This is a genomic window from Streptomyces sp. NPDC028928, from assembly GCF_055564915.1.
In genome coordinates this window covers 465,679-491,956 of record NZ_JBVHVI010000001.1, presented here as the reverse complement: position 1 = coordinate 491,956, position 26,278 = coordinate 465,679, and the positions used below count along the sequence as shown (strand labels likewise).

Annotated in this window: 25 protein-coding genes; 13 read left to right on the top strand and 12 right to left on the bottom strand. The window is 70.3% G+C overall.

The annotated features are described in order from the left end of the window. The first annotated feature begins 144 nt into the window (after positions 1-144). The 4 genes from ACZ4U1_RS02195 (at position 145) to ACZ4U1_RS02180 (ending at position 4,977) form a co-directional block, all read left to right on the top strand. Positions 145-1,395, top strand: a complete 1,251-nt coding sequence (locus ACZ4U1_RS02195; protein WP_467898507.1) for an erythromycin esterase family protein — start codon at positions 145-147, stop codon at positions 1,393-1,395. A gap of 321 nt (positions 1,396-1,716) precedes the next feature. Continuing rightward, the gene (locus tag ACZ4U1_RS02190) at positions 1,717-3,438 is read left to right on the top strand and encodes an amidohydrolase (RefSeq protein WP_467898505.1); all 1,722 of its coding nucleotides are present in this window, start codon (positions 1,717-1,719) and stop codon (positions 3,436-3,438) included. Between the two features lie 31 nt (positions 3,439-3,469). Further along, the gene (locus ACZ4U1_RS02185) at positions 3,470-4,198 is read left to right on the top strand and encodes a helix-turn-helix transcriptional regulator (protein ID WP_467898503.1); all 729 of its coding nucleotides are present in this window, start codon (positions 3,470-3,472) and stop codon (positions 4,196-4,198) included. A 464-nt stretch (positions 4,199-4,662) separates the two neighbouring features. After that, positions 4,663-4,977: a hypothetical protein gene (locus ACZ4U1_RS02180; protein ID WP_467898501.1), complete on the top strand. Its 315-nt coding sequence runs from the start codon at positions 4,663-4,665 to the stop codon at positions 4,975-4,977. 123 nt (positions 4,978-5,100) lie between these two features. On the opposite strand, the gene ACZ4U1_RS02175 is transcribed toward ACZ4U1_RS02180, so the two are convergent. Continuing rightward, positions 5,101-6,003: an EamA family transporter gene (locus ACZ4U1_RS02175; RefSeq protein ID WP_467900034.1), complete on the bottom strand. Its 903-nt coding sequence runs from the start codon at positions 6,001-6,003 to the stop codon at positions 5,101-5,103. A gap of 212 nt (positions 6,004-6,215) precedes the next feature. Here ACZ4U1_RS02175 and ACZ4U1_RS02170 point away from each other — a divergent pair, with 212 nt between their 5' ends. After that, the gene (locus ACZ4U1_RS02170) at positions 6,216-7,553 is read left to right on the top strand and encodes a hypothetical protein (protein WP_467898498.1); all 1,338 of its coding nucleotides are present in this window, start codon (positions 6,216-6,218) and stop codon (positions 7,551-7,553) included. A 61-nt stretch (positions 7,554-7,614) separates the two neighbouring features. On the opposite strand, the gene ACZ4U1_RS02165 is transcribed toward ACZ4U1_RS02170, so the two are convergent. Continuing rightward, complete coding sequence (locus tag ACZ4U1_RS02165) at positions 7,615-8,739, bottom strand: alpha/beta hydrolase family protein (protein ID WP_467898496.1); 1,125 nt, start codon at positions 8,737-8,739, stop codon at positions 7,615-7,617. A 342-nt stretch (positions 8,740-9,081) separates the two neighbouring features. Here ACZ4U1_RS02165 and ACZ4U1_RS02160 point away from each other — a divergent pair, with 342 nt between their 5' ends. From ACZ4U1_RS02160 to ACZ4U1_RS02150, 3 genes are all read left to right on the top strand, one after another. Then, positions 9,082-10,146 carry an ArsR/SmtB family transcription factor gene (locus tag ACZ4U1_RS02160; protein WP_467898493.1) on the top strand — a complete coding sequence of 355 codons (1,065 nt, stop codon included), beginning with the start codon at positions 9,082-9,084 and terminating at the stop codon, positions 10,144-10,146. Between the two features lie 186 nt (positions 10,147-10,332). Beyond that, positions 10,333-11,076, top strand: a complete 744-nt coding sequence (locus ACZ4U1_RS02155; protein ID WP_467898491.1) for a class I SAM-dependent methyltransferase — start codon at positions 10,333-10,335, stop codon at positions 11,074-11,076. Between the two features lie 224 nt (positions 11,077-11,300). After that, complete coding sequence (locus tag ACZ4U1_RS02150; RefSeq protein WP_467898488.1) at positions 11,301-12,263, top strand: RimK family alpha-L-glutamate ligase; 963 nt, start codon at positions 11,301-11,303, stop codon at positions 12,261-12,263. Positions 12,264-12,281: 18 nt separating this feature from the next. Here the strand turns inward: ACZ4U1_RS02150 and ACZ4U1_RS02145 are convergent, their stop codons facing one another. The 3 genes from ACZ4U1_RS02145 to ACZ4U1_RS02135 all read right to left on the bottom strand — a co-directional run bounded on the left by ACZ4U1_RS02145 (position 12,282) and on the right by ACZ4U1_RS02135 (position 15,698). Further along, a complete protein-coding gene (locus ACZ4U1_RS02145) occupies positions 12,282-12,692 on the bottom strand; it encodes a mycothiol transferase (protein WP_467900032.1) in 411 nt (136 codons plus the stop codon). 221 nt (positions 12,693-12,913) lie between these two features. Next, positions 12,914-13,954: a vWA domain-containing protein gene (locus ACZ4U1_RS02140; protein WP_467898485.1), complete on the bottom strand. Its 1,041-nt coding sequence runs from the start codon at positions 13,952-13,954 to the stop codon at positions 12,914-12,916. Positions 13,955-14,417: 463 nt separating this feature from the next. Next, the gene (locus ACZ4U1_RS02135; protein WP_467898482.1) at positions 14,418-15,698 is read right to left on the bottom strand and encodes an MFS transporter; all 1,281 of its coding nucleotides are present in this window, start codon (positions 15,696-15,698) and stop codon (positions 14,418-14,420) included. Positions 15,699-15,832: 134 nt separating this feature from the next. Between ACZ4U1_RS02135 and ACZ4U1_RS02130 the strand changes: the two genes are divergently transcribed. Then, a complete protein-coding gene (locus ACZ4U1_RS02130) occupies positions 15,833-16,768 on the top strand; it encodes a LysR family transcriptional regulator (protein WP_467898480.1) in 936 nt (311 codons plus the stop codon). 51 nt (positions 16,769-16,819) lie between these two features. On the opposite strand, the gene ACZ4U1_RS02125 is transcribed toward ACZ4U1_RS02130, so the two are convergent. Further along, positions 16,820-16,981 carry a hypothetical protein gene (locus tag ACZ4U1_RS02125; RefSeq protein WP_467898477.1) on the bottom strand — a complete coding sequence of 54 codons (162 nt, stop codon included), beginning with the start codon at positions 16,979-16,981 and terminating at the stop codon, positions 16,820-16,822. Between ACZ4U1_RS02125 and ACZ4U1_RS02120 the strand changes: the two genes are divergently transcribed. Continuing rightward, a complete protein-coding gene (locus tag ACZ4U1_RS02120) occupies positions 16,980-17,726 on the top strand; it encodes a hypothetical protein (RefSeq protein WP_467898475.1) in 747 nt (248 codons plus the stop codon). The genes ACZ4U1_RS02125 and ACZ4U1_RS02120 overlap by 2 nt on opposite strands. A 97-nt stretch (positions 17,727-17,823) precedes the next feature. Here ACZ4U1_RS02120 and ACZ4U1_RS02115 read toward each other — a convergent pair whose 3' ends face one another. After that, the gene (locus ACZ4U1_RS02115; RefSeq protein WP_467898473.1) at positions 17,824-18,702 is read right to left on the bottom strand and encodes an alpha/beta fold hydrolase; all 879 of its coding nucleotides are present in this window, start codon (positions 18,700-18,702) and stop codon (positions 17,824-17,826) included. A 112-nt stretch (positions 18,703-18,814) separates the two neighbouring features. Between ACZ4U1_RS02115 and ACZ4U1_RS02110 the strand changes: the two genes are divergently transcribed. The 3 genes from ACZ4U1_RS02110 (at position 18,815) to ACZ4U1_RS02100 (ending at position 22,205) form a co-directional block, all read left to right on the top strand. Next, positions 18,815-20,761, top strand: a complete 1,947-nt coding sequence (locus ACZ4U1_RS02110; RefSeq protein ID WP_467898470.1) for a BTAD domain-containing putative transcriptional regulator — start codon at positions 18,815-18,817, stop codon at positions 20,759-20,761. 248 nt (positions 20,762-21,009) lie between these two features. After that, a complete protein-coding gene (locus tag ACZ4U1_RS02105; protein ID WP_467898468.1) occupies positions 21,010-21,282 on the top strand; it encodes a hypothetical protein in 273 nt (90 codons plus the stop codon). Beyond that, positions 21,279-22,205: a TetR/AcrR family transcriptional regulator gene (locus ACZ4U1_RS02100; protein WP_467898465.1), complete on the top strand. Its 927-nt coding sequence runs from the start codon at positions 21,279-21,281 to the stop codon at positions 22,203-22,205. The genes ACZ4U1_RS02105 and ACZ4U1_RS02100 overlap by 4 nt, the downstream gene beginning before the upstream one ends. Here ACZ4U1_RS02100 and ACZ4U1_RS02095 read toward each other — a convergent pair. The 5 genes from ACZ4U1_RS02095 to ACZ4U1_RS02075 all read right to left on the bottom strand — a co-directional run bounded on the left by ACZ4U1_RS02095 (position 22,195) and on the right by ACZ4U1_RS02075 (position 26,235). Beyond that, entirely contained in the window at positions 22,195-22,704 is a 510-nt protein-coding gene (locus ACZ4U1_RS02095; protein ID WP_467898462.1) for a nuclear transport factor 2 family protein, read from the bottom strand. The two genes, ACZ4U1_RS02100 and ACZ4U1_RS02095, sit on opposite strands and share 11 nt — an antisense overlap. 69 nt (positions 22,705-22,773) lie before the next feature. Then, positions 22,774-24,075 carry a GNAT family N-acetyltransferase gene (locus ACZ4U1_RS02090; RefSeq protein ID WP_467898460.1) on the bottom strand — a complete coding sequence of 434 codons (1,302 nt, stop codon included), beginning with the start codon at positions 24,073-24,075 and terminating at the stop codon, positions 22,774-22,776. 301 nt (positions 24,076-24,376) lie between these two features. After that, positions 24,377-25,021 carry a TetR/AcrR family transcriptional regulator gene (locus tag ACZ4U1_RS02085; RefSeq protein WP_467898457.1) on the bottom strand — a complete coding sequence of 215 codons (645 nt, stop codon included), beginning with the start codon at positions 25,019-25,021 and terminating at the stop codon, positions 24,377-24,379. A gap of 38 nt (positions 25,022-25,059) precedes the next feature. Next, positions 25,060-25,734, bottom strand: a complete 675-nt coding sequence (locus ACZ4U1_RS02080; protein ID WP_467898454.1) for an SGNH/GDSL hydrolase family protein — start codon at positions 25,732-25,734, stop codon at positions 25,060-25,062. Between the two features lie 42 nt (positions 25,735-25,776). Then, a complete protein-coding gene (locus ACZ4U1_RS02075) occupies positions 25,777-26,235 on the bottom strand; it encodes a hypothetical protein (protein WP_467898452.1) in 459 nt (152 codons plus the stop codon). Positions 26,236-26,278: the final 43 nt, after the last annotated feature.

Genomic DNA, 26,278 nt, shown 5'->3' with positions numbered 1-26,278 from the left:
ATGTATGTCGCCCTTTCCCCAGGCGGACTTCGCACCCTTTTTGACTGGCGGAACTCTCGGACGAAATACGCGCGGCCCGCTCGGGCGTGATCGCATAAAGGCTAGCCTCGCCTAGGCCGACAGGCGGCGCGAGAGGAAATGACAATGACCGAGGAAGTGCAACGATGGCTGAAAGAGAACGCTTTGCCACTGAAGAGCCCGCACGCCGAGGCATCGGACCCGGGCCACGCTGACCTGGAGCCGCTGCGCGAGGTCCTGCGCGACGTGCGTGTTCTGGGGATGGGGGAAGCGACGCACGGAACAGCCGAGTTCTTCCGGCTCAAACACCGGTTACTGCGCTTCCTCGTCGAGGAGATGGGATTCACAGCCCTGGCCATGGAGGCCAGTGCATCGGCTGCCCAGGCTGTCGACGACTACGTGCTGCACGGAACCGGTGATGCCGCCGACGCCGTGGTCGGTCTCGGCTTCTGGACATGGCGGACCCGGGAAATGCTCGACGTCGTCGAGTGGATGCGCGACCACAACCGAACGGTTCCCAAGGACCAGGCCGTACGTTTCGTGGGCATCGACCCCCAGCGATGCGGCCCTTCCCTGGCGGCGCTGGCCGGCATGCTGCGCACGCTGGCACCGGAACGGGCGGACATCACCGGCGGCCTGCTCGGCACATTGGCGGAGGCCCGAACGGGTTCCCTCGGGGCCCAGCGCCCCCAACTCCTCGGCGAGGCTCGTGACCTGGAGCGATTCCTCGAGGAAGAGCGTCTCCCACTTGCTTCGCGCATCGGAGACGCGGCCGTCGATCAGGCACTCAGGCATGCGCGCAGGATCGTGGCCGCGGCCGACGTGGCCTCCCTGCCGCCGCGCGGCGAGGGTGAGGAGCCGGGCGCACTGGCCGCCCGGGACCGGTACATGGCTCAGGAAGTGATCTCCCTGGAGGAGGGATCCGCCGGAAAGGTGGCCGTCTGGGCCCACAACGGCCATGTCTGTACCGACTGTTACGCCCGAGGCATACCCGCCATGGGGCAGCACCTCAGGAACCACTACGGTGAGCGGTACTACGCCCTGGGCCTGCTGTTCGGAGAGGGGGCCTTCCGCGCCCGACCCGGAAACTCCGCGACACGACCGCCCAGGAAGCACACCATCGGTGCGGCGGGTCCTCGCTCCGTCGAGGCCCGGCTGGCCTCGGCCACACCCCAGGACCACATGATCGACCTCCGCGCCGGCCGGGCCCGACCCGCAGTCGCCCAGTGGCTGGAGAGCCCGCAGTTCATGCGGTCCTTTGGCGCTGGTGTGCCGCGCGTGACGTACCGCTTCTCCATGGCTTCAACGGTGCTCATGCGTGAGTATGACGGATTGGCGTACGTGGCCCGCTCGACGCCTTCGGCACTCCTCAGCTGAGATCGAGTGTGGAAGGCCAAAGTGTTCACCCGGCACCCGGAACACTGGACGCGGCCGTACCCCGGTGAGAAGAAGATCGACGCACCGAACGACGTGCCCGGCGCGTTCGTCCCGTCACCGGAGTCCGACGACGACCCAGCTGCCTCGGCTGGGTCGCCAAGCCCTCCAGGAAGCGTCCGAGGGAGGTCCTCGTGAGGCCTGTCACGGGGAGAACGCGTATCGGTGGGATGACCGATGTGCGGAGGGCGGGCGCGCGGTCATAGTCCTCGGGAGATCGTTCGCGGGTGGCCGTCGTGCCCCCGGTTTTCGAAGGGACCTTCTGTGGATGCGTATGCGGACCTGGTGTTTCTCGGCGGACGGGTGGTCACGGTCGATGCGGAGTTCTCCGTCGCCTCGGCCCTGGCGGTGACGGGCGGGACCATCAGCGCCGTCGGTGGGCGGGACGACGTCGCGCCGCTCGTCGGACCCGGCACCCGCGTCATCGACCTGCGGGGGGCGACGCTGCTTCCCGGTATCAACGACTCCCATCTGCACGGGTGCGCCTTCGGCATGGCGACGCCGCCGCTCTCCCTCGACCTCGGCCATCCCGCCGTGTCCTCCCTCGCGGACGTGGCCGAGGTGGTACGGCAGGCCGTCGGGCGGGTTCCGGCCGGGCAGTGGATCACGGGGCACGGCTGGGACACCGGTTACCTCCACGAGTGCGTCTCCGATCCGTCACGGCTGCCCTCGCGGCGCGACCTCGACGCCGTGAGCCCGGACCACCCCGTCGTCCTGTACTCCTTCTCCGGGCACGCCACCTGGGTCAACTCCAAGGCACTGGAGCTGATCGGGATCGACCGGCACACCGTCGCGCCGCCCGGCGGGACCATCGTCGTGGACGAGGCCGGGGAACCGACCGGGCTGCTCCACGAGGGCGCGCAAGCCGTCGTCCAGGACGCGCTGCCGCCGCTCAGCCGGCAGGAACGGACCGACGCGATCAGAGCGGCCCTCGCCACGCTCGCCCGGCTCGGCGTGACCAGCTACACCGAGCCCGGGCTCGGCCCCGGCGGCGACGGCATCATGCGGGGCGCGCTCGGCGCGGAGACCCTCGATGTCTACCGCCAGTTGTTGGCCGACGGAGAACTGACCGCCCGCGTCGGCGTCCTGCTCCTGCCCACCGGAATGGCGAGCACCGCGGACGAGTTCACCCGCGCTCTCACCGCCCTCAGCGCCCTCAGCTGGGTCGGCGAGTCCGGCGGCGCCGATCCGCGCCGCCTCGCGATCCACGGGGTGAAGATCTTCGCCGACGGCATCGTCCCCAACAGGACGGCCTGGATGCACGAGCCGTACGTCGGCGGCGGCTGCGGCTCCCTGTGCGTCGGCGGCGAGACGGACGCCGAGCGGGTCGCCGAGATCGACGCCATGATCCGGCAGGCCCACGCGGCCGGGCACCAGCTGGGCGTCCACGTCACCGGCGACCGGGCCGTCGACACCGTCGCGGACGCCTTCGCCGCGGCCGTGGCCGGGCACCCGCGGCCCGACGCCCGCCACTACGTCATCCACGGCGACTTCCTCACCGGGCACAGCATGAAGGTGCTGGCCGCGCACGGCTTCGGCGTCAACATGAACCCCACCATCAAGTGGACCGTCGCCGACATGGAGGAGGAGTTCGTCGGCGCCGAAAGAGCCGCGTACGCATGGCCGTACCGCGCCGCCCTCGACGCCGGCGTGCGGGTCGCGAGCGGGTCCGACGCCCCCGTGACCTACCCGGACTGGCGCCAGGGCGTCGCCACCATGGTGCTGCGCGAGTCGAAGGCCGCCGGCCGGGTCAGCGGCCCCGAGCAGCGCATCGGCCTGGCCGAGGCGATCCGTACGTACACGATCGACGCCGCCTGGCAGGACTTCGCCGACGACTGGAAGGGCTCCCTGGAGCCGGGCAAGGCCGCCGACCTCTGCGTGCTCGACGGGGACCTGCTCACCGCCGATCCCCACGACATCCCAGGGATGCCCGTCGTCCTCACGGTCGTGGACGGGCAGGTCGTGTACGACGCCCATCGCGATTGACGTCTTCCGGGCACAAGATCATCCTTGGAGGATGGCAGCGCAGCGGAGCACGGCGGACATCCTGGACGCGGCCGTCCACGTCCGTGCGGCCGCCAGGAGCGCCACGAGCGGCGCGACCGGCGTCGACACGGTCCTGACGGCGCTGTCGGAGGTGATGGAGTACGACCACGCCTCCCTGGCCCGCTGGGATCCGCTGCGCCGACGCCACACCACGCTGGCCGGGAGCTACCCGGACGACGCCACGGCCTACATCGAGACCCGCCTCCACCACGACCCGGTGTTCGCCGTGCTCCGCAGCCCCGCCCGGGGCGGTCTCTGGCTCGGGGACGTGCCCCGGCAGCTCCTGGCGGCATCCCCGGGCTTCCAGGAGGTGCTGTCCCCTCTCGGCATCGAGGACGGCGTGGCCCAGTGCCTGTTCGCCGCCGACGGCCGGTACGTCGGCATGCTCAACGTCAGCCTCCGCCGGCCGCGGCGCTCACCCGACCCGGCGCGCGCCGTGGTCACCCTGCTCACCGAGGCCCTCACCGGAGCCGTCGACGGCGGCGCGGGCCCGCCGCCCGGCGGACTTACGCCGCGGGAACTCCAGGTGCTCGCCGAACTGACCACCGGCCGCACCAACAAGGAGATCGCCGAGCGGCTGTACATCACACCGCGCACCGTCGGCACTCACATCGAGCACATCCTCGCCAAGCTCGACCTCCCCAACCGCGCGGCCGCCGCCGCCCGAGCCGCCACCTGGGGAGTCGAACCGTCCCGCTGACCGTTCACGGTCCACCTGGTCGAGATCCCCCGTTGCCCGCGCGGCCGCCAGGTCGACGTCCGCCGGCGAGCCGGGAGCCGAGTTGTTGAGGGTGGTCCCGTGGACTCCGCTGTGGATCGTGTGCGCCACCGTGCCGGCTCCGCGCGCGTCGATCCCGATGTGCGGCTGGTTCCGCTTCCGCCCAGGGCGGTGGCGTAGATGGTGGCCGCGTGGGCGGTGTTCAGCGCGCTGCGCAGGCTCGCCCATGTGGACGTCTCGGCGAAGCTCTACGGTCTACGGCACGGACGGGGTGCCTTCGGAGCGAAAGAAGAGCTGATATCCCGTTCGAGACGTCGTTCGAGACCGTGGCATCATGTGCGGCATGACGACGAACCGAAAGGCCCATGCCGCGTAGCCGGCCAGGACATCTCCGGACCGGCACACCACGCCGCCGGACTTCCGACACGAAGCCAGTCATCGACGGCTTGTCCGCGCGCGCACTGTCCGAGATCCGCCGCCTCGAGTACACGCGCAACTATCTGCAGCCAGGAGACGTCAGCGCAGCCGTGCGCTTGTGGAAGGACTACGTCCACCTTCCCGAGAGGCAGCTGTGGCACGACTACGAGTGGGGCAACGCGCACTGGTACTGCTGCGGCAGTCCTCTCGAAGCCCGTGCTCTCCTCGACACCGTGACGCAGGCGATCTCACCTCGCAGTGCACGCGAACTCCGCAGGCTGGTCAGCCGGTTCGACGCCGTCTGGAACCGACCGTCACCGCCGTACGACACGGACGGAGGGTGAACAGCAGACTCGGAGGCCGTGCGTGGTGGCCACGGCGGAGGCGGAGGCGAGCGTGGCGGCGGTGAGGCTGCCCCGGAGGGCGGCCCGAACTGCAGGACAAGGCGGCTGGGAACCAGCCGGCGATCACACATCCGGCCGGGCCCCGCGTGCGGCGCCCGCCGATGCCGCCACCACGCACAGCACCGCGATCCACTGCGACCATCGCAGCGACTCCTGGAGCACGACCAGACCGATGAGGGCCGCCATCGCCGGTTCGAGGCTCATCAGGATGCCGAACACCCGCGGTGGGATCCTGCGTAGCGCTTCCAGATCCAGCGAGTACGGGATGACGGACGACAAGAGTGCCACGCCGAGCCCCGCGACCAGGACCCACGGCTGCATCAGCGCCGCTCCGCTGTCGGCCACGCCGAAGGGCACAGCCACCAGTGCCGCGACGGCCATTCCCAGAGCCAGACCGTTGCCTTCCGTGGTGTGGCGGCCCAACGCCGCGCCGACCAGGATGTACAGGCCCCAGAACGTCCCCGCGGCGACGGCGAACAGAAAACCGACGAGGTCGAGGTCGCCGCGTCCCTCCATCAGCAGGACCACACCGCCTGCCGCGAGCCCGGCCCAGAACACGTCCAGCCAGCGCCTCGACCCGGCCAGGGCCACCGCCAGCGGCCCCAGGAACTCGATGGTCACCGCGATACCCAGCGGGATCCGGGCCAGCGCCAGATAGAAGCACAGGTTCATCAGGCCGAGCGTCACACCGTAGCCGAGCACTACAGCCCACGCACGGCGATCCATGCGCAGCGACGGCCGCCACAGCAGCATCAGCACCGCCGCCGCGAAGAACAGCCGCAACGAGACCGTGCCGAAGCTGCCGACCGCGCTGAACAGGTGCTTGGCCAAGGCCGAGCCCACCTGGACGCTGACGATGCCGAGCAGTACCAGTGCCGTTGGCGGGATCGCACCGAAGGTACGGCCTGCCAGCGCGGAGAGGGAGGGTCGGGGGGAGGGGCCGCGTTCAGCCCGGTCGAGGTTCATGGTGGCCACGCGTGGATTGTCGAGGCTCGCTCGCCACGCGTCACATGATTTTCCGGGACGACGGGGCCACGGGGCCACGGGACCACGCGACTCCGGGACCGCTGGGGTCCGCCAAGCAGGCGGTTGGTGACATGTGCGGCGGTGCGGCTCCGACGCGGCGGGCACCTCCCTTGGGCATATTCCCAGTCCTGTCGACAGATGGGCGGAACGGCATGACCACACCTGCGACCGGGACAGCGGCGCTGAAGGCCACCTCGGAGCTGCTCACGGCAGCGCGGGCCCTGATCGGGCAGGCGCCGTCGGCGGAGGCCACCGAGCAGCCCGCCCCCGCGGACCAGGTGCTCGACCCGGGTGGACTGCTGAGCCAGGCCCGCCAGGCCAAGCGCAGCTACCAGGCCACGAGCCGTTGGATCCTCGCGGCCTTCGCCGTCGTCGGCCTCGTCCTCTTCGGCTCGCTTCCCTTCTCGAACATCGGCAGGATCACCGGGGGCGACGTCTGGCTCATGGGCATCGGGCTCGGCTGCGCGGCGCTCGGGATCGGGCTCGCCATCTGGGCGGCATCGCTCGTCCCCGAACCACTCGACGCCAGTCTCGGCGCGTTGGAGCAGCGCCTGAAGCCGGCCATGAAGAACCGGACCATTCGCTGGTACATGGGGCCGCGCCGCCGCGCGGAGATCCAGCTGGCCTCGATGCTCACCGGCAACGAGCACGAAGCGCATCTCGGCCCCGGCATGCACAAGATCTCCGACCTGATCAGCGAGCTGGGCAAACTGCAGAAGGCCCGGCTGGTGCAGGCGACGGCGGCGGCACGACGTGACGACGTGCTCAAAACCCTGGACGGTGCGGTGTCGGCGCACCTCGCCACGCTGGCGGAACTCCGTGAGCAGGCCGACGCCGTCGGCAAACTCGGCGACACCAACCCCAACAAACAGCGACTGGCCGACGAGCTGGCCGACCGGATCCAGCGGGAGTCAGCCGCGTACGCCGCCGCCGCGGACGAACGCGCCCGGCAGGCCCGCCGGCTGGCGACGGACGTCCGCCTCCCCGCCGCCACGGGCAGCGCTCCGCCCGCCCCGGCCGCCGCCGACCAGGACCCCGCGCCCGAAGGCGACAATCTGGCCGCCACACAGACACGACTCGACACCTACTTCTTCCACCGGGCGGTGCTCCTCGTCCAGTCCGCCATGATGCAGATGCGGGGAACCTTCCGCCTCGCCCGTCTGCTGATGATTGCCGGCGCCCTGCTGACCCTCGCCGGCGGCACCCTGTACGCCTACGTCCTGCCGGCAGGAGCATCCGAGAAGAGCCCGACCCAGGACGCGGAACGGAAACCGGCCACCGCCGCGACCGTCACCGTCGACGCGGGGACGGACATCGCCGCACAGCTCCCCGCGACCTGCGTCGGACGCCCTGTGAAGGCCCTGCGGCTGGACCAGAAAGTCCCTCCGCGCAACGGCCCCTTCACCGTGGTGGTCATCGACCCCGCATGCCCCGGAGCCCTCACCGTCCCCAAGGACCAGGGCTCCATCGACTCGCCCGCTCCTTCCTGAACACGCCCTGGGCACCAGGACCGTCAGGGCGGCCGGAAACGACCACCCTGGCGGTGGGCGGTCACACGGGCAGGTGCCGGGCGAAGAACGAGAACACCCGACGGCGTACGGTCGGCACCGCAGTGGCCGGATCGATCGCGCCGACCAACGCGTTCCGGCTCTCGGCGGCCATCAGCCCCACCGCTTGCAACTGCGGCGCCATGGCGGCGTAATCGGTGAACACCCGGTGCGTGGCATTGCCGATCACCCCTCGACAGACACGTCCGCGAGGGTGCGCCGACAGGGCGGACCAGGAACGCTCCAACGCCGTTCTGCCGGCGAAGCCCTCGGTCTGCAACAGAAGCAGCGGCCGGTCCACGCCGTGCTCGGCAACCGGGAGCAGCCTCCCCTCCTGGCCGGGTGCGGGCGGCGCGTGGTCCAGGTAACCCTCCAGATTGACAGCGGCGTCGATACGGCGATCCTCGTACATCGCCTCGGCCGCGGTGGTGCCGCCGGCCGAGTGGCCGTAGATCCCCACCCGCCGCAGATCCAGCGCACGCCCGAGGCGCTGCGGCAACACGTGTCCCGCCGCGTCGGGATCGCGCCCGGCCGCCAGTTCTTCCAGCTGGTCCAGCACGAACCGGGTGTCCGCGACCCGAGTGCCGATCATGGTGCGGAACTGCTGCGCGTCCTCCCGGGGATCCTTCCGGAAGACGGTTTCGCGCACCCTGCGCCTTCCCCGCATCGCGTGGGGGAAGTCCACCTCACTGGCATCCCCGGGGTGATCGATGGCCACCACCACGTAGCCGCGGCTCGCCAGCTCCTCGGCGAGCCCGGTGCCGAGGGTGCGCGGGTCGAGGCCGCCCGGGCTGTACAGCAGCACCGGTCGCCGCCCCGCCTGCGCGGGTGCCCCCAGGTGGGAGTGGGTCATGGTCGCCGCCCAGTTCACGCCGGCCATCGGCAAGCGGTGCACCGAGGCGTCGATCACCCCGAACAACTCGGCGGCTCCCTGGGTCATCTGCGCCGCGACAGGGTAGCCACGGACGGCACGGGCCGGGTAGAACACCGTGACCATCACTTCCCGAACCGGAATCTCGGGCTGCCACGGGTCGTTCCTGGACCGGTCGACCAGGTACAGCCTGGTGACTCCGGTCCGGTGCGGGCCGGTCGGCGCCGGCAGCCGCAGGACGACGCCGCCCCCGCTCACCCCCTGACCGCGCGCGACACCGCCACCGGCGAACAGCAGCGTGGTGGCCAGCAGGGCCGACTTGGTGACGGTCCGCCGGTCCCATCCGGCAGCACCTTCGCCCCCGACAGGGCCGCCGAGGTCTCGCCCGAGCACGCGGGCCCGGTCATCCCGCTCACTGCCACCGTGCCTCGTCCACGCCATCTCTGTCCCCTTCAGTCACTGTGCCGCAGGCCCTGTGCCTGCCGTGCCTGCCTCGCCTGCCTGACGAGGGCACGACCTGCATGCTGGCGCCCCACAGGGAGGACGGGCCAAGGTTGAGGCACAGTCCGAAACGATGGCGCGGTGACCTGGAGGAGAGTAGTGATCCGGATTCGCTTCACGGCCGCGGACTTCACCCGGATCCGGTTCGCTCCCCGGCCGGCGCCCCTGCAGGAGCTGAACACCGCCCTGATGAGGATGACCGGCGCCGACAACGAGGCGCTCCACGGCCGTTGGAGGAGGCGGGCGCTGCGATCCCTGCCCGCCGCGGTCCTGCCGCTGGCGGACCTGGTGCCCCTCGGGCAAGCACCCAGGTTCATCGACGTGTTCAGCGACAGCCTCACGGAAGGACTCGACACCGTCCGGGCTTCGCCCCCGGAACTGGTGCGCTCGGAGATCGAGCGGGTCTACGCCACCAGCGTGTCCCGTGCTCCGCTGTGGATCCGCGCACTGCACCGAGGCGATGCCGAGGCCTGGCAACTCCTACGACGCGCCCAGCACACGGCCTTCGAAACCCTCCTGCGCCCCGTGTGGCCGGTGGTGCGGGACCTGCACCAGGCGGAGTTCACCCGTCACGCCCTGACCCTGGCCGAGCACGGCCTCGGCGCCGCGCTCACCGCGTTCGTCCCCGCCGGCCGACTGCACCAGGACATCTGGGAACTGCCGGCCCCCTGGAACCAGCACATCGAGCTGCGCGGCCGCGGCATGGTGCTCGTGCCCACCTTCCACGGTCCCGGACATCCCCTCATCGCCGACCTGCCCGGCCACCCCCTGTACGTTACCGCTTCCGCCGGCCCCGGCCTGCCGCTCTCACCGGACGGTGCGAGCGACACGGAGGACGCGCTCGCCGGGGTACTCGGACGGACCCGCGTCGCCCTACTGCTCCAGCTCTCGGAGGAGCACACCACCAGCCGGCTCGCCCGACGGCTCGGCGTCAGCAATGCCACCGTCTCCGCCCACACCGCAGCGCTGCGGGCCGCGGGCCTGGTCACCACGGTCCGCGTGGGACGAGCAGTCCTGCACCGACGTACCGCCCTCGGGAACCTCCTGGTCCAGGGGCGTAGCGGAACGCGGGACACGAACGGCTGCACGTCAGCCGACTGCCGGCAGGGCCCTGAGATCCGGGACCGACGCCGGGACACCAGCGGCCGGACCGGTGACATATGAAGTGACGATCGCGGCGGTGTTGGGTGATCGGCGGTTCACCCGGCCCCTTTCTTCGTGGCATCTGCCAGTACGGCTGCCGGACCGCGCGGAGGAAGACTCTCTGCCACGACCGCGGCCCCGGCGAGCCTCCGGGTTCGGAGGGCCGGTACAGCCGCGTACAGGACGGAACACACGAGGGGGCAGCACGTGAGCGTGCAGCAGTACGACGAGATCGGCGAGGCGTTCGAGGGGTTCAAGGCCCTCCCGTTGACGCGCTACGGAGAGGTACCGAGCTTCCTGGGCCTGGTCGGGGACGTGAGCGGCAAGTCCGTTCTCGACCTGGCGTGCGGCACCGGGTTCTACAGCAGGGAGTTCAAGCGGCGCGGCGCCACGGATGTCCTCGGGGTCGACATCTCCGTCGAGATGATCGCCGCCGCGCGGGACATCGAGCAGCGTGACCCGCTGGGGGTGCGCTACGAGGTCGGTGACGTGGCCGAGCTGCCGCCCCTTGAGCGGCGCTTCGACATCGCGCTGGGCGTGCAGTGCCTCAACTACGCCGAGGACATCGCGACGATGGAACGGATGTGCCGCAACATCCGCCAGAACCTGGCGCCGGGCGGAGAGTTCTTCGTTCTCGCCCAGAAGCCCGACTACCAGTTCGACAACCCGTCCCTGGACAAGTACGGGTTCCTCTGCGAACCGGCCGGCGAGGAGATCGAGACGGGCACGCGTGTGCGGGTCACCGCTCTCATCGACCCCCAGCCGATCACCATCGTCTCCTCGGCCCCGCGTCGCGAGGTCTACGAGGACTGTCTGCGGGCGACCGGGTTCAGTGCGGTGGAGTGGGTTCCGCTGCAGGTGTCCGAGGCCGGCATCCGTGAGTTCGGCGAGGACTTCTGGGCGGACTTCCACAAGTACCCACCGCTGGAGATGCTGCGCTGCCGAGCCTGACGGCCGGGGGAGCGGCCTCAGGCTGCTGCGGTGCGTGGTTGCCGCACGACCTGGAGGGGGCGGGGGAGAGGTTCTCCTCCGCCCCGTTCGTCACCGGCGCTCGTACGACCGGAGTGGCGGATCAACGAGAACAATGGGACGTGATCAGGAACACTGGGAGACTGACCGCGCCGGCACCCGAGCGGGCGCCGGTCGACGGGCGACGAACACGGCGAGGAGCCACCGTGACCGACCAGCACCCTGCTCAGCCGGACACCCCGGTCGCCGCCGCCGACGTATGGATGCTGGTACGACAGCGCCCCGCCGTACTCCGCCGCTCCACCCAGGAACTCGCCACAGCGCTCGCCACCGCCTACGGCCCCCGCTTCGCTCTCTGGCATACCGACGAACTTGTCTTCGGCATCCACGACGGCCGGCTGACGCTCCATACCCTGGGCGGCACGGACCTGCCCGCGCCCAAGGTCGTGTGCGTGCGCCAGGTCGCCGGCCCCATGGACCACGACCGCGAGGTCACCCTGCTGCGCCACCTCGAACGCATGGGCAGCACCCTCGTCAACCCCCTCGACGCCCAGCTGAGGTCCCGCAACAAGATCTGGCAGTTGCAGGAACTCGCCCTGGCCGGACTGCCGGTCCCCGACACCCTCTCGTACGCCACCGCCCCTCTCGAAGGTGTCGTCCGCAGCCCCCACCTCACCACCCCGTGCGTCGTGAAGAGCGTCAACGGGGCGAAAGGCGCCCAGGTCTTCCTGGCCCCCGATCCCCGCCTCCTGCGCGAAATTGCCGGCAGCCTCACCCGGGAGACACCGTTCCTCTTCCAGGAGCACATCGCCCCCTCCCACGGCCGTACCCTGCGCGTCATCGTCGTCGGCGGAGAACCCATCGCCGCCGTCCTGCACACCTCCCACGACCACGCTCTCGCCGCGAACATCGCCAACGGCGGCTCCGCCACCGTGTGCACGGGCCGCTACCCGCAAGCAGAACACCTGGCCGTACGAGCGGCCCACACCCTCGGCCTGCACATCGCCGGAGTCGACCTGCTGTTCACCTCCCCGGACACCCACACCATCTGCGAGGTGAACGCCGTCCCCGGCTGGCGCCCGGAGACGACCGCGGTCACCCCCGCCATCACCGCCTTGATCACCCACCACCTGACCACCCACGACCGCACGGCACCCCACCGACCTTGAGGACCACGACGTCACGCGTCAAAGGTCAGTCCGCGTGCCGGCTGAACCAGCATGACGGGGCTTGGCGACGGCGGCCTTGGCAGCCCGCTCGATTTCCACACGGCGGGCCTCCCAGAAGGCCGCGTCGTACGGCAGGGCCGCGGAACCAGCCGTTGTTCCCGTCGAGTTGTCGAGCTGCTCGCGCAGGATGTCGGCGTGTCCGGCGTGCCGACTGGTCTCGGTGAGCATGTGGACCAGGACGTTGAAGAGCTTCACATGGGGGCGGGGCCACCAAGGCACATAGCCGGCGGAGTCAAGGGCAAGGGCGCTGATCGTCGCGTCCGAGTGCCCCCACACGCGACGGTAGCGGTCGATGATCTCCTCCCGCGTCTCGTCCTCGGCCGCCCACATGTCGGCGCCGGGCCCCACGGAATCGTCCCACCGCGCCAGAGGCTCGGGGAACGGCCGGTCGAAGGCCTCGCCGAAGTACCTGCACGGCGCACGAGCCTGTCACGCGCCGCCGACGAGGCTCAACCTCCGATCGCCACCACTCTCATCGGACAGTTCGCCCGCTCTTTCAGGTGAACCCTTGGCGCTGAGGGCGCAATACCCACCGGTCTGTGACGGTGTTGCCCGCTGCGTTACAGCGGGCAACACCGCTTGGGCGAGTGTCAGAGCATCAGCAGGAGTCGAGTGTTCGGTACGAGCTTCCGGTTCACGCTGGTGCTCTGTACGAAGATCGTGAAGTCGTCGTTGTGGTCCGGCTTGACGCGGACTTCGACGTCCGGGAGACCGAGCAGGGCTCGGGCCTCGGGACCCGTGTACACCCGGTCCGTCTTCTTCTCCAGCACCGCTATCCGCTTCTGCGCCTGGACCTTCTCCGTCTTGCTCAACTGGTAGAACGCACCACCGGTGCGGTAGGTGTGCCCGCTCTCGACGACCCATTCCCGGATCGCCGCGTCACGGGTCACCGGGATCAGCCGGTACTCCGACGGATCCGCCGGGGTGAGGCCGGCTGCCTTGATGGTGTCCTTGTTGACCGCTTCCGCGCCCGTGGAGAACACCGTCCGCGATCCCCGGATGCCCTGGGCGCGGCCCACCATGAACTTCTCGGTGGCCTGCTGGATGACCTGCCCGGCCTCCTCAAGACCCTGTGTGCTCGTGGCGTCCCAGATGGCGATGTTGTCCTTCGGGAAGCCGCACTGCATGGCCTCGCGCTTGCCCATCTGGTCCGGCACAAGGACGGCCAGGGTCCAGTTGTCCTGCTGCGTCTCGATCATTGTGGCCACGGCCTCGACCAGTTCACGCGGGTCCCTGGCAGGAGCGTCCGGGCAGCGATGACTCGCGTTCTCCTGCCCGTCGGTGAGCACGAACGTCAGGAAGCTGTGGTCGCCGTACAGTTGAGCCGTCTGCGCCAGCTCACGTTGTGACTTCAGGGCGGCCGCCAGCAGCGCCGTCATCCCACCGACCCGGTACAGCTGCTTGAGCGACGGCATCCGCAGCACATCCTTGTCGTAGATGACGCACTCCACCTTGTCCGCGAAGACGTACACCGTGACACGGGTTTCCTGGTCCAGTTCCCTCGATCGGCGGGCGAGATACGCGATCTGCTGGTCGGCGACCTCGACCACCTTGCGGCTCAGGTGCGACATGGACGAACTGGCATCCAGCACAAGGGCAACGTGATTGATGTAGTTCTGGTTACCGGACATGGCGGCTCCCCCTCTTTCCGACTGGATGCTCCTACTGTCTCACCCACCACTGACAATCGATCTTGGTCGACTCGCTCACCCTCCAGTGCGCCCTCACCGCGCGGCGAAGCCCGATCGCAGCGTGACCTGAACCAGAGGGGAGCAGCGGGTGGCCGGCGGCTGCCGGAGCCCGACGCACTCTTCCCGGACCGCCGCCCACAGCCAGTGGTGGCGGGCTTGCCCTCGGGGTGCGGGAGGGCAAGCCGTCATGTCCTGCTCACTGGCCTCCGCCGACCACACAGCGATCATGTACCGCCTCTGACGCGGTTCAGGCGCTACGACCGTGGGGGCGAGGGTCGACGGGCGTGATCCAGTTCTTCTCGGAGACCATCGGCCACCCCCGTCCTCGCCGTCTACGGCAACCTCCAGCTCGTCATGGACGCCCTGGCCGACCGTTGCTCGCGGTGACGGCCGGGGCGGCCCGTCATGTGCGGCTCGGTGCCGGGGCCGGCTCGGGGAGAGGCGCTGCCGCGCGGCGGGGGAGCAGCAGCGGGGTCGCCAGCAGGAGCACGCCGGCCAGGCCGATGGCCGTACGCGGGCCGAGCAGGCCGCCCAGCAGGCCCCAGACGGCCGTCAGCAGCGCGGTCGTAGCCTTGGCCGTCACCGCCCAGGCGGACAGCGTGCGGGCGACCCGGTCGGTGGCGGTGCGTTCAAGGCGGTAGGTGGCGTGGACGGGATTGAAGACCCCGCAGCAGAAGACGAGCCCCAGTTCGACACCGATCACCAGCAGCAGCCCTCCGGTGCCCGGCCCGAGGAAGGCCAGGCCGACGGGCCAGATCGCGCGCAGCCCCCCGGACACGACCAGGACCCGGTGCTGCCCGAACCGGGTGACGAACGGTCGAGCCAGCCGGGAACCGAGCAGCCCGCCGATCGAGGGCGCGGCGAACGCGAGGCCGTACTGCCACGGTGAGAACCCGAGCCGGCCGAGCATCAGGACGGTCAGCAGCGGCTGGGTGGCCATCACCAGGGCGTTGAACAGGGCCGTGTTGAGGAACAGCGGACGCAGCGCCGCGTCGGCGAGGATGTACCGCCAGCCGTCGAGCAGGTCCCCGGCCCGCATGCGCGCCGCCTTCCGGTGCTCCGGCCGCGGCTCGTGCCTGCCCGTCGCGCGGATGCCCAGGGCCGAGAGCAGGTAGCTGACCGCGTCGGCCACCACCGTCGCCACCGGACCGAGAAGCCCGATCGCCGCGCCGCCCAGTGGTGGTCCGATGATGGTGGTCGTCCAGGCCGTGGACTCGAACCGGGCGTTGGCGACGAGCAGGTCCTCGGCCGGCAGCAGCGTCTTCAGGTACGCACCGGAGGCGGCGCGGAAGGTGATGTCCGCCGCCGCGACGACGACCGAGACCAGCAGGAGCTGAAGGAAGGTGAGCACGCCGAGCGCGAACGCGGCGGGGATCGTCAGCAGCGCCGCGCACCGCACCAGATCCATCGCGACGAGCACCAGCCGCTTGCGGCGGAACTCCACCCACGGGCCGAGCGGCACCGCCACGGCCGCGCCCACCGCGGCCCCCACCGAGGAGAGCGCGGCGACCTCGGCCGGTCCGGCGTGCAGCACCCGGATGGCGATCAGCGGGAACGCGCCGAAGGCGAGCCACGTACCGAGCGCGCTGGTCCCGTACGCCGCCCAGAGCCACCCGAACCGGCGCCCCAGCCGATGCCCGAGCCGATGCCCGAGCAGATGTCGCAGCGGCTGCCCGCTTCCCAATGCCCCATGCCCTTCGCCACTCACCCGCACAACCGATCAGCGATCGGATGCATCAAAGCGAGCGCCAGGGCCTGGGATCAAACAACCACAGGGCCGTCGCGCACAACCAATGGTTGTGGCCGTAGGGTGTCGGCATGGACCTCGACGCCGTCCGGACTTTTGTCGTCGCCGCCGACGCGGGGCAGTTCCAGGAGGCCGCCGCCGAGCTGGCGGTCACCCAGCAAGCCGTCTCCAAGCGCATCGCCGCGCTGGAGCGCAACCTCGGCGTGCGGCTGTTCACCCGCACCGCGCGAGGCGCCCAGCTCACCATCGACGGGCAGGCGTTCCTGCCCCACGCCCGTGACCTGCTGCGCGTCGCCGAGCGCGCGGCCGCGTCCGTGCGCACCGGCCGCCGTCCACTGCGGGTCGACATCATCGCCTCGCGCGGCGCGGCGTCGGGCCTGATGCGCGGCTTCCACCGCGCGCACCCCGAGATCGACCTCGACGTGCTGATGCTGTTCGAGATCGATACGGCCGTGGCCGCCATCCGCTCCGGGGCGATCGACGCGTCCTTCCGTGCCGTCGGCGCGCCCGGCCAGCCCCTACCCGAGGACATCGAGTCCGTCCGGGTGCTCGACGAACCGCTCCAGCTTCTCACCGGTCCCGGCCACGCCCTGGCGGGCGCCCGGTCGGTGTCCCTCGCCCAGCTCGCCGGGCACCGGATCTGGATGCCCGGCATCGTCCCCGGTACCGAGTGGGCCGCCTACTACGACGACCTCGTCGCCGAGTTCGGCCTCACCATCGAGGCGACCGGCCCCAACTTCGGCTCCGACGCGCTCCTCGACACCGTCGCCGACACCCCGGCGCTGGCCACCTTCATGGGCGAGCACACCCGCCTCGTCTGGCCCGCCGGCCACGGCCTGCGCCGCATCCCGGTGACCGACCCCACGCCCGTCTACCCGCACTCGCTCCTCTGGCACCGCGACAACCCCCACCCGGCCCTGGCCACCCTCCACGCCCATCTCGCCGTCACCCCGTCCGGCCACGACACCGCCGGAACCTGGACACCGACCTGGGCGCCCCCGCGCTGAACGCCTCCGCGCTGAACGCCTCCGCGGAAGCCGGCAGGATCCTCGGCGAGGTCACATGCCCGACGCGGACCGGCGGTCGCGCAGCTTGCCGAGGAGCCGCTGGGCCTGGGCTCGGCGGCGTGGATCGGCCGCGGTACGGCGTACTTGTTCGATCGTGCGCCGCCCCTGCGGACTGCGCGCGAACTGCTTGAGTCGTTGAAGAACTCCTGACATGACACTCCTTTCGCCAGGGGGCCCTGCTCTCGTCGGGCCCCTCGGAGTTCGACTACCCGGTGACCGACGGTCCAGCCTCTTTCGGTCGAGGGCGGGCCGTCGCTGCGCCACTTCGCTTGCAGACGCCCGGGAGTTCCGACCGGCACCGGGCACGCTGCCTGGAGGAACGGAGCGAGCGCGCCGGATGGCGCTGAAATGGTTGAAGCGTCACGTGGGCGGCAGACACGGCCACTGCTGCCTCGCCGCAGGGCAACCGTCGTTCACACCATGCAATCACCGCTCTGTCCGAAGGCAGGTGCAGGCGATTTGCGTCCGGGTCGGCCTCCTGATTCCTTCGACACCTGAACACATGAGGGGCCGTTCTTGCCCGGTTCTTCGTCCGCTTGTACGTCTTCCGTTCGAGAGTCAGGGAGTCAAGTCAGTGCAGAGTTGGATGAATTGGTCCGTACGGACGGCAGGTTCCGTCATCTCTTTGATCCTCCCCTTCGCCCTTGCCGAACCGGCCTTCGCGGGGTCCGAGAGTTCTGAGCCGGCCCCCGCCTGTGTCGCCATGTACGAGAGCTGGCGGTACACCAGCGCCGCCAGCAACTGCGCCGAAACGGTCGGGGTGATGGTCGTCTACCAGGACGGTGCCACCGGCCTGTGCTACACGCTGCCGCCGGGCGCTTCCCGCACGGTCGGCGAGGGGTACCTCGGTCAGCATGGTCACCCCGACCACCTCGGAGTCTGCGAGGCGGCCGGATGACACGACGGCAGATCCGGTGTCGGTCACCGCGGCACCCTCGCACGGAGCGTGTCAGGGCCGCCGGTGAGTGCGGCCGGCACCGGCCGTCCGGGGGTGATCACCGCTTCACCAGGTTCAGGATCAGCGTGGCGATGTCCTCGGGAGCCTCCTCGGCCATGAAGTGGCCCGCCTGGGTGGTGAAGTGCTGAAGGTCGGCGGCCCACGGCCGCCAGACAGCGGCGGCGTCGAACCCCAGCTGTCGGCCCCAGTCCTGCTGGACGACCGTCACCGGCATGGCGAGCCGGTTGCCGGCGTCGAGGTCGGCCTGGTCATGTGCGATGTCGACGGTCGCCGTGGCGCGGTAGTCGGCGACGATCGACGGAACGGCGTCCCGGCATGCGCGCAGGTACTCGGCGCGCACGTCCGCCGGGATCGCTTCGGAACTCCTGGACCAGACGTCGAGGAAGTGGCCGAAGAACGCGTCGGCGCTGCCCGCGATCATCTGCTCGGGCAGACCGGGCGGCTGGGCCATCAGATACAGGTGGAAGGCCACCGCCGCGCTGACCCCGTGGAGGACGTTCCAGGTGTCCGGAGTGGGAACGATGTCCAGGATTCCCAGGTGGCTGATCCGCTCCGGGTGGTCCAGGCCGGCCCGGAAGGCGACGTGCGCGCCGCGGTCGTGCCCGACCAGCGCGAACCGGTCCAGGCCGAGTGCGTCGGCCAGGCCGACGATGTCCGCGGCCATCGTCCGCTTCGCGTAGGTGTCCTCGGTGACCGCTTCCGGCTTGCTGCTCGCGCCGTAGCCGCGTAGGTCGGGGCAGAGCACGGTGTGGTGCTCGGCGAGGAGGGGAGCGACACGTCGCCACATCAGGTGGGTCTGCGGAAAGCCGTGCAGCAGCACGACGGCCGGGCCGTCTCCGCCGACCGCCGCGGTCAGCTCAACGCCGTCGGCCACACCGATCGACCTGGTCTCGAACCCCGGAATGGTGATGCCCATCGTTGCCACTCTCTCTCGAACGCGTGAACAACAGGGAGGATCGGGGAGCCGGGTCAGCAGTGGATCAGCAGTGCATCAGCAGTGGTGGCCCGAGGCCAAGGACAATGAGGGCATGGAGATCCTCGTCAAGGTGCTCGGACCGATCGAGGTCAGGGATGCCGAGGGCCGCCCTGTAGCGGCCGGCAGCCGGCGCCGCCGCGAGCTTCTGGGACGCCTGGTCGCGGCCGGCGGCCGGGCCGTGCCGCTAGCGGTGCTGGTCGATGATCTCTGGGAGGACCCCCCGCCCACCGCGGCCGGGACGGTCCGCACCTTCGTCGCCGAGCTGCGCCGAGCCCTTGAACCGGATCGTCCCCCGCGCAGCCGCTCACACGTCATCGAGACCGTCGGTACCGGATACGCCCTACGGATTCCACGGACACACGTCGACGCCCACCGTTTCGAGGACACCCTTCGGGCCACGCGCGACGGACCCAGCGGCCAGGTTGCCCGTGCGCTGAGCGAAGCGCTCTCGTGGTGGCAGGGCGAGCCGTACGCGGACCTCGACACCTCGTCCTGGCTGACATCAGAGCGCGCCCGCCTGGCAGAACTGCACCGTCAAGCCGTCGAGCTGCGCGCCCGGGCGGTGCTCGACCTCGGGCGTGGCGCGCCCCTCGTCCCGGAGCTGGAGACGTTCGCCACCGCACACCCGTGGCGGGAGCATGCCTGGGTGCTGCTGGCCCAGGCGCTCTACCAAGCCGGACGTCAGGTCGACGCGCTGGCCTCGCTGCGGGCCGCGCGAGCCAGGCTGCTGGATCGGTTCGGACTCGAATCGGCGGACAGTCTCGACCATCTCGAACGGGACATCCTCCGGCACGCCGCGCACCTCACGCCCACGCCCCGGGACGAGGACCGGTTGCGCCTGCTCACACGCACGGAGGCGACGGGGACCTACACCCGGCTGCGCTCGATGAGCACCGTGGCCAGGGCCGCCGCGGTCACCGGAGGCACCAACCTGGTACTGGCCCAGGAGCAACGCGCCGCGGCAGCCGCGGAAGCGGAACGGACCGGAGACCCCGGCCTCACGGCCCGCGTGATCGCGGAGTACGACGTCCCCACCATCTGGACACGCGCCGACGATCCCGGACGGTCCGAGGCCCTGGTCGCGACCACGCGACGCACGCTGCACCGCCTCGGCCCAGGGGCTCCACCCGCCCTGCGAGCACGTCTCCTGGCGACCATCGCGCTGGAGCATCGCGGAACCCGAGACCGCTGGGCCGCCGAGGCGGCCACCGAAGCCGAACAACTTGCCCGAGACCTGCACGACCCCAACGTTCTGGCACTCGCGCTCAACGCCCGATTCGTGCAGTCCTTCCAGCACCCAGGGCGCACCGGCGAACGCGACATGGTTGCCGACGACCTCATCGACCTCTCCACGCGGCATGATCTCCCGCTGTTCGAGATCCTCGGCCACCTGATCAAGATCCAGGTCTGCGCGGCGCGCGGCGACACCGAGACCGCGCACCGCCACGTCGTGGCGGCCGAGCGGCTCGCCACCGTCCACGAGACCCCGCTTGTTCACGTCCTCACCGCTGCCTTCCGGACCATGCAGCTGGCCGAACGGTCGAACGACCCCGCCGAGGTCGCTCACGCCTATCGCACCGTAGCCACCGACCTCGCCGGCGCCGGCATGCCCGGGGTGGAAGCCGGCATCTTCCCGCTCGCGCTCCTGTCACTCCGCGTGCGCCACCGACGTCCGGCGCCGACGGACCCCCACCTCGACTGGGGCCCCTACCGGCCCTGGGTCCAACCCCTCCTCGACCTCGCCCGCGGCGACCTCGCAGCGGCCCGGCAGGCCGCCGCCCTCCTGCCCACACCCCCTGCTGACCACCTGTACGACTCGCTCTGGGCCGTCAACGCGCATACGGCGATCCTGCTCCAAGACGCCTCACTCGCCACACAGGCCCACGACGCCCTTTCCCCGCTGCGCGGCGAGATCGCGGGCGGAACTACCGCCATGATCACCTTCGGCCCCGTCGACGACATCCTGGCCACCCTCGATCAGCACCTGAACCGGCGATAACGCCCCTCACCCGCGGGGTTGAGACCCGTACGCCCCGCAAGACGCCGGCGTACGCCGAGCCGCCACGCGCACTCCTCACACCTCGAGCAACGACCACAAGCAAAGTAATGGCCCATTACTTGGTGACGCTGCCGAACGTTGCTTGTGTGCCGGCACAACGCGGTGCCGCGGGGGAGACAGGAGGAACGGTGCTATCGGAAGCGTTGTGGGGGCTGGCGGTGGCCGGCGGAACGGCGATGGTGGGGGCCATGGCGGCAGATGTCTGGCGGTGTGCGCAACTGCGGTTCGCGGCCCTGCTCGGCCGAGGAGAGCCCGCCCGGGAGCGGGGGGAGTCGGAGCGGGGGGAGTCGGAGCGGAGGGAGTCGGAGCGGGCCGAGTCGGGACGGGAGGCAGGGCCCCGGCACCGGACCCGGTCCCGGGTGACCTGCGTACAGCACAACACCGCCCGCGACGGCGGGACGCAGCACATCACCCTGAGCGGGGACGTCAACGTCGGCCGGGAAGGCCGGGGCCCGTGGTGAGCGACGAGGCAGGGCACGAGAGCCCCGGAACGGCGGCCGCGGTGCCGGGTCAGAGCAACGCGGCGCTCCACGGTGGCACGCAGTACATCACCGGTGGTGGCGACGTGCGGACCGTCAACGTGTTCGTCGTTCTGCACGAGCAGGCGACGGAGGAGGACGGCCCGATGCCTGCCCCCACCCGCCGCGAACGGCTGCGCCGGCAGATGTCGAGGGACGTCCGTGCGGCGGCGCGGGAGGTCATCACCCGGCAGGGTGTGGAGGCGTTGACACTCGCCGGCATCGCCCGCCGGGTCGGGGTGACCCCGGCGGCTCTGTACCGGCACTTCGACGATCTCGGGGACATCGTGCGGCACACGGCCCGGGACATCGTCGCGGAGCTGACGGACCAGTTGCGGGCATCGATCGAAGGGGAGCGCGAAACGGACTTCGCGGCCCGCCTGATCGCCCCGTCCCGGGTGTTCCGTCGCTGGGCCCTGGCGCATCGCCAGGAGTTCCGTCTGCTGTTCGGCACGCCCACCGTGGCCGCCGGTGTGACCCACACCGATGTGACCGCCGAGTGGGTCCGGGAACTCGCCGCCGTCTGGGGTGCCGAGCACATGCGGCTGTGGGCGGCCCGCCCCTATCCGATCCTGGCCGACGAGGACCTCGACCCACGGGTGCGCCGGCAGATCGCCGACTACCGCGCCGCCACGGGCGTGGAGATCCCCCTCGGCGCACTGCTCGTCATGCTGTCGTGCTGGCGCTCCCTGCACGGACAGGTGGCACTGGAGGTCTTCGAGCATCTGACCCCGTTGATCACCGATCAGGAGCCGATGTTCGAGATGCTGATGCTGGAACTGGTGACCCGCATGGGGCTGGGGGCGGACTACCGGCCCCCGAAAGGCCTCGGAGCCGACCTGACGCGGAGCCGGCCTACCGGCTGATCCGACGCGGAACCGACACGGCGGCAAGCTTGTCCGGGTTACGGATGGCGTAGACGCCGGTGACCTTCCCGTCGCCGATCTCGACCAGGAAGACGCCTGCCGGACGGTCGCCGCTGTAGACCACCATCGCGGGCATGTTGTTCCAGTTGACCACCTTGTTCCGCGGGTCCGCCAGCCGTGCCGTGCGGAAGACGGTCACGAGGACCGCGGCCACCTTCTCCGCCCCCACCACCGGCCGACGCGCCGCGGTGGTCCTGCCCCCGCTGTCCGCGGTCCAGGTGGCGTCCGGCGCGAGCAGCGAGAGCAGCCCCTCCAAGTCGCCGGTCGTCGCGGCGGTCATGAACTGCTCGGTGACCCGCGCGGCCTTCGCGACGTCGACGGGCTCGAAGCGCCTATGCCGAGTCCGTACGTGCTCGCGGGCGAAGTGCGCCACCTGGCGCGCCGTCACCGGGGACTTACCCACCGCCACGGCGATGACGTCGTAGTCGAAGCCGAACACCTCTGGCTTTCGCCGCTGCGTGACGTTCCCCGTCGCGGCGGTGCCGGTAGCCCGCGAGCGGCCGTCGGTTCAGCTGACCCAAACGCCCTGTGGTGAGAGTCGCCGTGCGAGACGCCGGCCCGCGTCACTGATCGGCGTCGACCAGGACACATCAGCGACCTGACAACCGAAGTCGTCGGCGAGTGCCTGCACGAGGCGGGCCCCTGTACCCCGGCGGCGGTATGTGTCCGCTATCCAGATCAGGTCGATGCTCGGGCGCAGGGTGTCGTCCTGGTCGCCGTACCGGGACCCTTGGACCAGATCCCAGCGGGCGTGCCGGCTGTGGTCATGGGCGGCCAGGTAGCCGATGACGCGCTCGTGCGCCTTCAAGAGGTACGCCCGCACGTTGTCCGGAGTGACCTCAGGCGCATCGAGGTGGGACCACGAGCTGAAGTCGTAGTGGTTCTCTCTCTGCGGCATCCTGGCTACTCGCGAGACCAGCTTCCGCCACGCGATGGGCGACTGGGTCGTCACGACGGCCAGGCTGCCCCACCATTGGAGGTTCTTGGGGACGCGGACGCCGAGCGCCCACGCCACGTGGTGTGCGGCGTGCCGGTTGCCATCCTCCCCGCGGTTGCGCGAGTCCATGCCGCAGGGGCAGTCGCCGCCGCTCGGTGCCTCGACGGCACGGAACCGGACGGGTTCCGCGCCGTGACTGAGATCGTGGTCTCTGCCGCCTACCCAGGGTCTTCCGGGAGCGCCGTCCGGCTCGGTGTGCCCGGTCCAGCGATCCACCCACCCCCGATACCGTTCCGGATCGCCTTCCCGTTTCTGCTTCTCGGCGGGTGGCAGCGTCGGACGGACCCACACGCTCCCGGCTGTCGCTCGACCGTTGAGGCGCAGCCCGTGCTCCTTGGCCTTGCCGCGCAGGAACCGCAAGAACGCGGCGGGTGGCGAGACGAAGTCGACACCGCGTACGAGTTCGCGCTCACCGGGAGCCAGCCAGTCATCGACGGGGAGCGCCAGTCGTTCGGCGAGGGTGTGAAGTCCTGTGTAGTCATGGGCGAGTTCGGCGGCACGCAGCGCTTCGACCGTGGCATCGACATGCGGGAACGGAGCGAACAGCGGGATCCAGGACGGGCCGCTGCTCCAGAAGAAGCGGCCCGGATAGCCGTCGTACGAAATGCGGTCCATGCAGGCTTCACGCGCCTTGTCGACGGCTTCCGTGTAGGCGGCGGGCAGCTCGCCGTCGTGTCCCCGTGAGGCCGCAGCGCTGAGGTATCCGTCGCGGTCGAGAGACACCGTGGCGTACCAGCGGTAGGCCCGGACCTGGATCTTCCGGCAACGCCAGTCACGCGGATCGGGATCGAGGTGGATCGTGCGCTCCGTCATGTGCTCCGCTCTTCAACCACTTGGCCCGGCAGCCGCTCTCGCCAACTCCCAGCGCTTGCACGGTGAGTGCGACGGTACGCGGCCGACGGGTGACCTGTCGCGGTCCGCTGCGGTGGCGAGGGAGCGTACGCGACCGTCATGATCGGTATGTTCATGGCGACCCTGGACTCGTTCATCGTCGTCGTGGCCGTGCCCGGCCGTCCAGACCGATCTCAGGGCGACCGCCTTCGCCATCGCGGCACTCGCGGCCCTGCTGGTGTTCCTCCTGCCGAAGGCGCCGCCGAGGAAGGCGTGACGACGGTCAGCAGGCCGCTTTCAGGAGGTTTTCCACGGTGCGGCGAACCTTGCCGACGACGTCTTCGTCTCCCAGGCGCAAGGCCGTGTTGGCCGCGCAGAGCACGGAATCGATCTGAAAGACCGCGAGGTCGATGTCGAGTTCCGCAATCTCGTGGGATCCGACGGCGTTCCGCAGTTCCTTCCCGATGGTGTCGAGCCATTCCTGCTGATCGCGCAGGAGGGCGTCGCGGATCGTCCCCGGCTTGCTGTCGAAACGGGCGATGTTCGCGACGCGGAAGCAGCCGCCCTCGAACAGCGGGGTGGTGGCGTACGCGATCCAGTGCTCGACCAGAGAGCGCAGCCGGTCGACTCCGGGAGCCGCGTCCCTCGCCGGGCGGACGACCGCGTCGATGAACATGTCGCGCGCGTAGTCGATGGTCGCGAGCTGGAGCACTTCCTTGGACCTGAACAGGGTCTGGATGCCCGCCTTGCTCATGCCCGTATCGGTCGCGAGACGGCCGAAGCTGACGTCGTCCAGTCCGTCGAGGGAGGCGATGTCGACGGCGCGCCGCAGCGCGGTCTCCCGCGCTCGCGCCCCTTTGAGCAGGCGTTTGTCAGTGATCGACACCGTGTCCGTCCGCCTGGCGAACGTGCGCGCTCCAGTGTCCATACGGTCGATCGTACCCCTTGTGGGGGGTGGCGCGGTGTTCAGCGTGTGCGGCGGGCCAGGGTGGCGGCCAGCGCCCTGACCATCTCGCTCGCCATGACGGCCTGGCCCGCCGTGGAGAAGTGGATGCGGTCCGCGCTCAGCAGGTTCTCCCGGGAGTTGACGGGGTGATCCCACATGTCGACGACGACGGCGTCGTACTCGCAGGCAAGGGTGCGTGTGAGGTCGTTGAGGGTGAGCACGCGTTCCGTCCAGTCGGGGAAGACCGGCACGACGTAGGAGCGCCCCAGGGTGAACGTCGTGAGCTGCGCGCCCGTCCCGGCCGACAGGTCGTACATCGTGCGCATGTTCCGCTCGATCTCCACGAAGTCCGGTGAGCGGCGCAGGAGGTCGTTGGCGCCGCACGGGATGTGCAGCAGGTCCGGGGCGAAGTCCCGCATCCCGGCGATCTGGTGGGCGAGGGTGTCGACCGTCGTCGCACCGATCACTGCCGTGTTCAGGTAGGCCAGGTCAGGCCTCACCTGCCGCAGGACGTGCGCGAATCGATCGGACCAGCCCTGGTTCCCGTAGCCGATGCTCGTGTCTCCCGTCCCCGCGGAGAGGCTGTCCCCGATCACGGCGTAGCGCTGCCAGGGGGCGTCGAACAGCATCGCCGCGGCGTCGACGGCGGCCAGGCAGAAGGGGTCGGTCTCCTCGGTGAAGGATGTCGCAGTCATGATTAAAGCATGCGGTCGACCGTATGTAGAGTCAAGAGAGGGTCACCAGCCGATCAGCTTGGGCTTCGGTGCCGTTGGGGACAGTGCCTGCTGAGCGGTTGCCGTCGCCGCCCCGGCCGCTCCCACGGCCTTGCCCGCCCCGGCCTCTGCCGCTTTCTCCGCACCCGCCGTCACCGCCTCACCGGCCGGAAGGATCCCGTGCGCGTCCAGCAGGGACGGCAGCTGCCGCACGGTCTGGGCGAGTTGGCCGGTGACCTCGGTGAGCTGGTGCAGCAGGCGCGGCAGCGCCACCAGGCTCTCGGTGAGGGCGGCGCTGTCATCGGCTGTCGTGGCCGGGGGCAGCAGGGACCACTGTGCCGGCGGTGCGGCTGGGCTCCCCGCGCTCCGCCCGAACGCGTCAGCGGGACGGTCCAGCAGTTCGTCCAACGCCTTCTTGGAATCGTCCGCCACGGCGCCGAGGAGTTCCTTGAGGATGCGGGTGATGTCCATGGTCCTGTCCATGCCTCTCATGAGACGTCACGCTTGCGGAACAAACCGCGGAACG

Coding starts and splice junctions, on each gene's coding strand:
- ACZ4U1_RS02080 (WP_467898454.1), bottom strand. CDS start 25,734: ATGACTGCGACATCCTTCACCGAGGAGACCGACCCCTTCTGCCTGGCC.
- ACZ4U1_RS02105 (WP_467898468.1), top strand. CDS start 21,010: ATGGCGGCAGATGTCTGGCGGTGTGCGCAACTGCGGTTCGCGGCCCTG.
- ACZ4U1_RS02085 (WP_467898457.1), bottom strand. CDS start 25,021: ATGGACACTGGAGCGCGCACGTTCGCCAGGCGGACGGACACGGTGTCG.
- ACZ4U1_RS02175 (WP_467900034.1), bottom strand. CDS start 6,003: ATGAACCTCGACCGGGCTGAACGCGGCCCCTCCCCCCGACCCTCCCTC.
- ACZ4U1_RS02110 (WP_467898470.1), top strand. CDS start 18,815: ATGGAGATCCTCGTCAAGGTGCTCGGACCGATCGAGGTCAGGGATGCC.
- ACZ4U1_RS02115 (WP_467898473.1), bottom strand. CDS start 18,702: ATGGGCATCACCATTCCGGGGTTCGAGACCAGGTCGATCGGTGTGGCC.
- ACZ4U1_RS02125 (WP_467898477.1), bottom strand. CDS start 16,981: ATGTCAGGAGTTCTTCAACGACTCAAGCAGTTCGCGCGCAGTCCGCAG.
- ACZ4U1_RS02120 (WP_467898475.1), top strand. CDS start 16,980: ATGACACTCCTTTCGCCAGGGGGCCCTGCTCTCGTCGGGCCCCTCGGA.
- ACZ4U1_RS02130 (WP_467898480.1), top strand. CDS start 15,833: ATGGACCTCGACGCCGTCCGGACTTTTGTCGTCGCCGCCGACGCGGGG.
- ACZ4U1_RS02185 (WP_467898503.1), top strand. CDS start 3,470: ATGGCAGCGCAGCGGAGCACGGCGGACATCCTGGACGCGGCCGTCCAC.
- ACZ4U1_RS02195 (WP_467898507.1), top strand. CDS start 145: ATGACCGAGGAAGTGCAACGATGGCTGAAAGAGAACGCTTTGCCACTG.
- ACZ4U1_RS02170 (WP_467898498.1), top strand. CDS start 6,216: ATGACCACACCTGCGACCGGGACAGCGGCGCTGAAGGCCACCTCGGAG.
- ACZ4U1_RS02140 (WP_467898485.1), bottom strand. CDS start 13,954: ATGTCCGGTAACCAGAACTACATCAATCACGTTGCCCTTGTGCTGGAT.
- ACZ4U1_RS02090 (WP_467898460.1), bottom strand. CDS start 24,075: ATGACGGAGCGCACGATCCACCTCGATCCCGATCCGCGTGACTGGCGT.
- ACZ4U1_RS02075 (WP_467898452.1), bottom strand. CDS start 26,235: ATGGACAGGACCATGGACATCACCCGCATCCTCAAGGAACTCCTCGGC.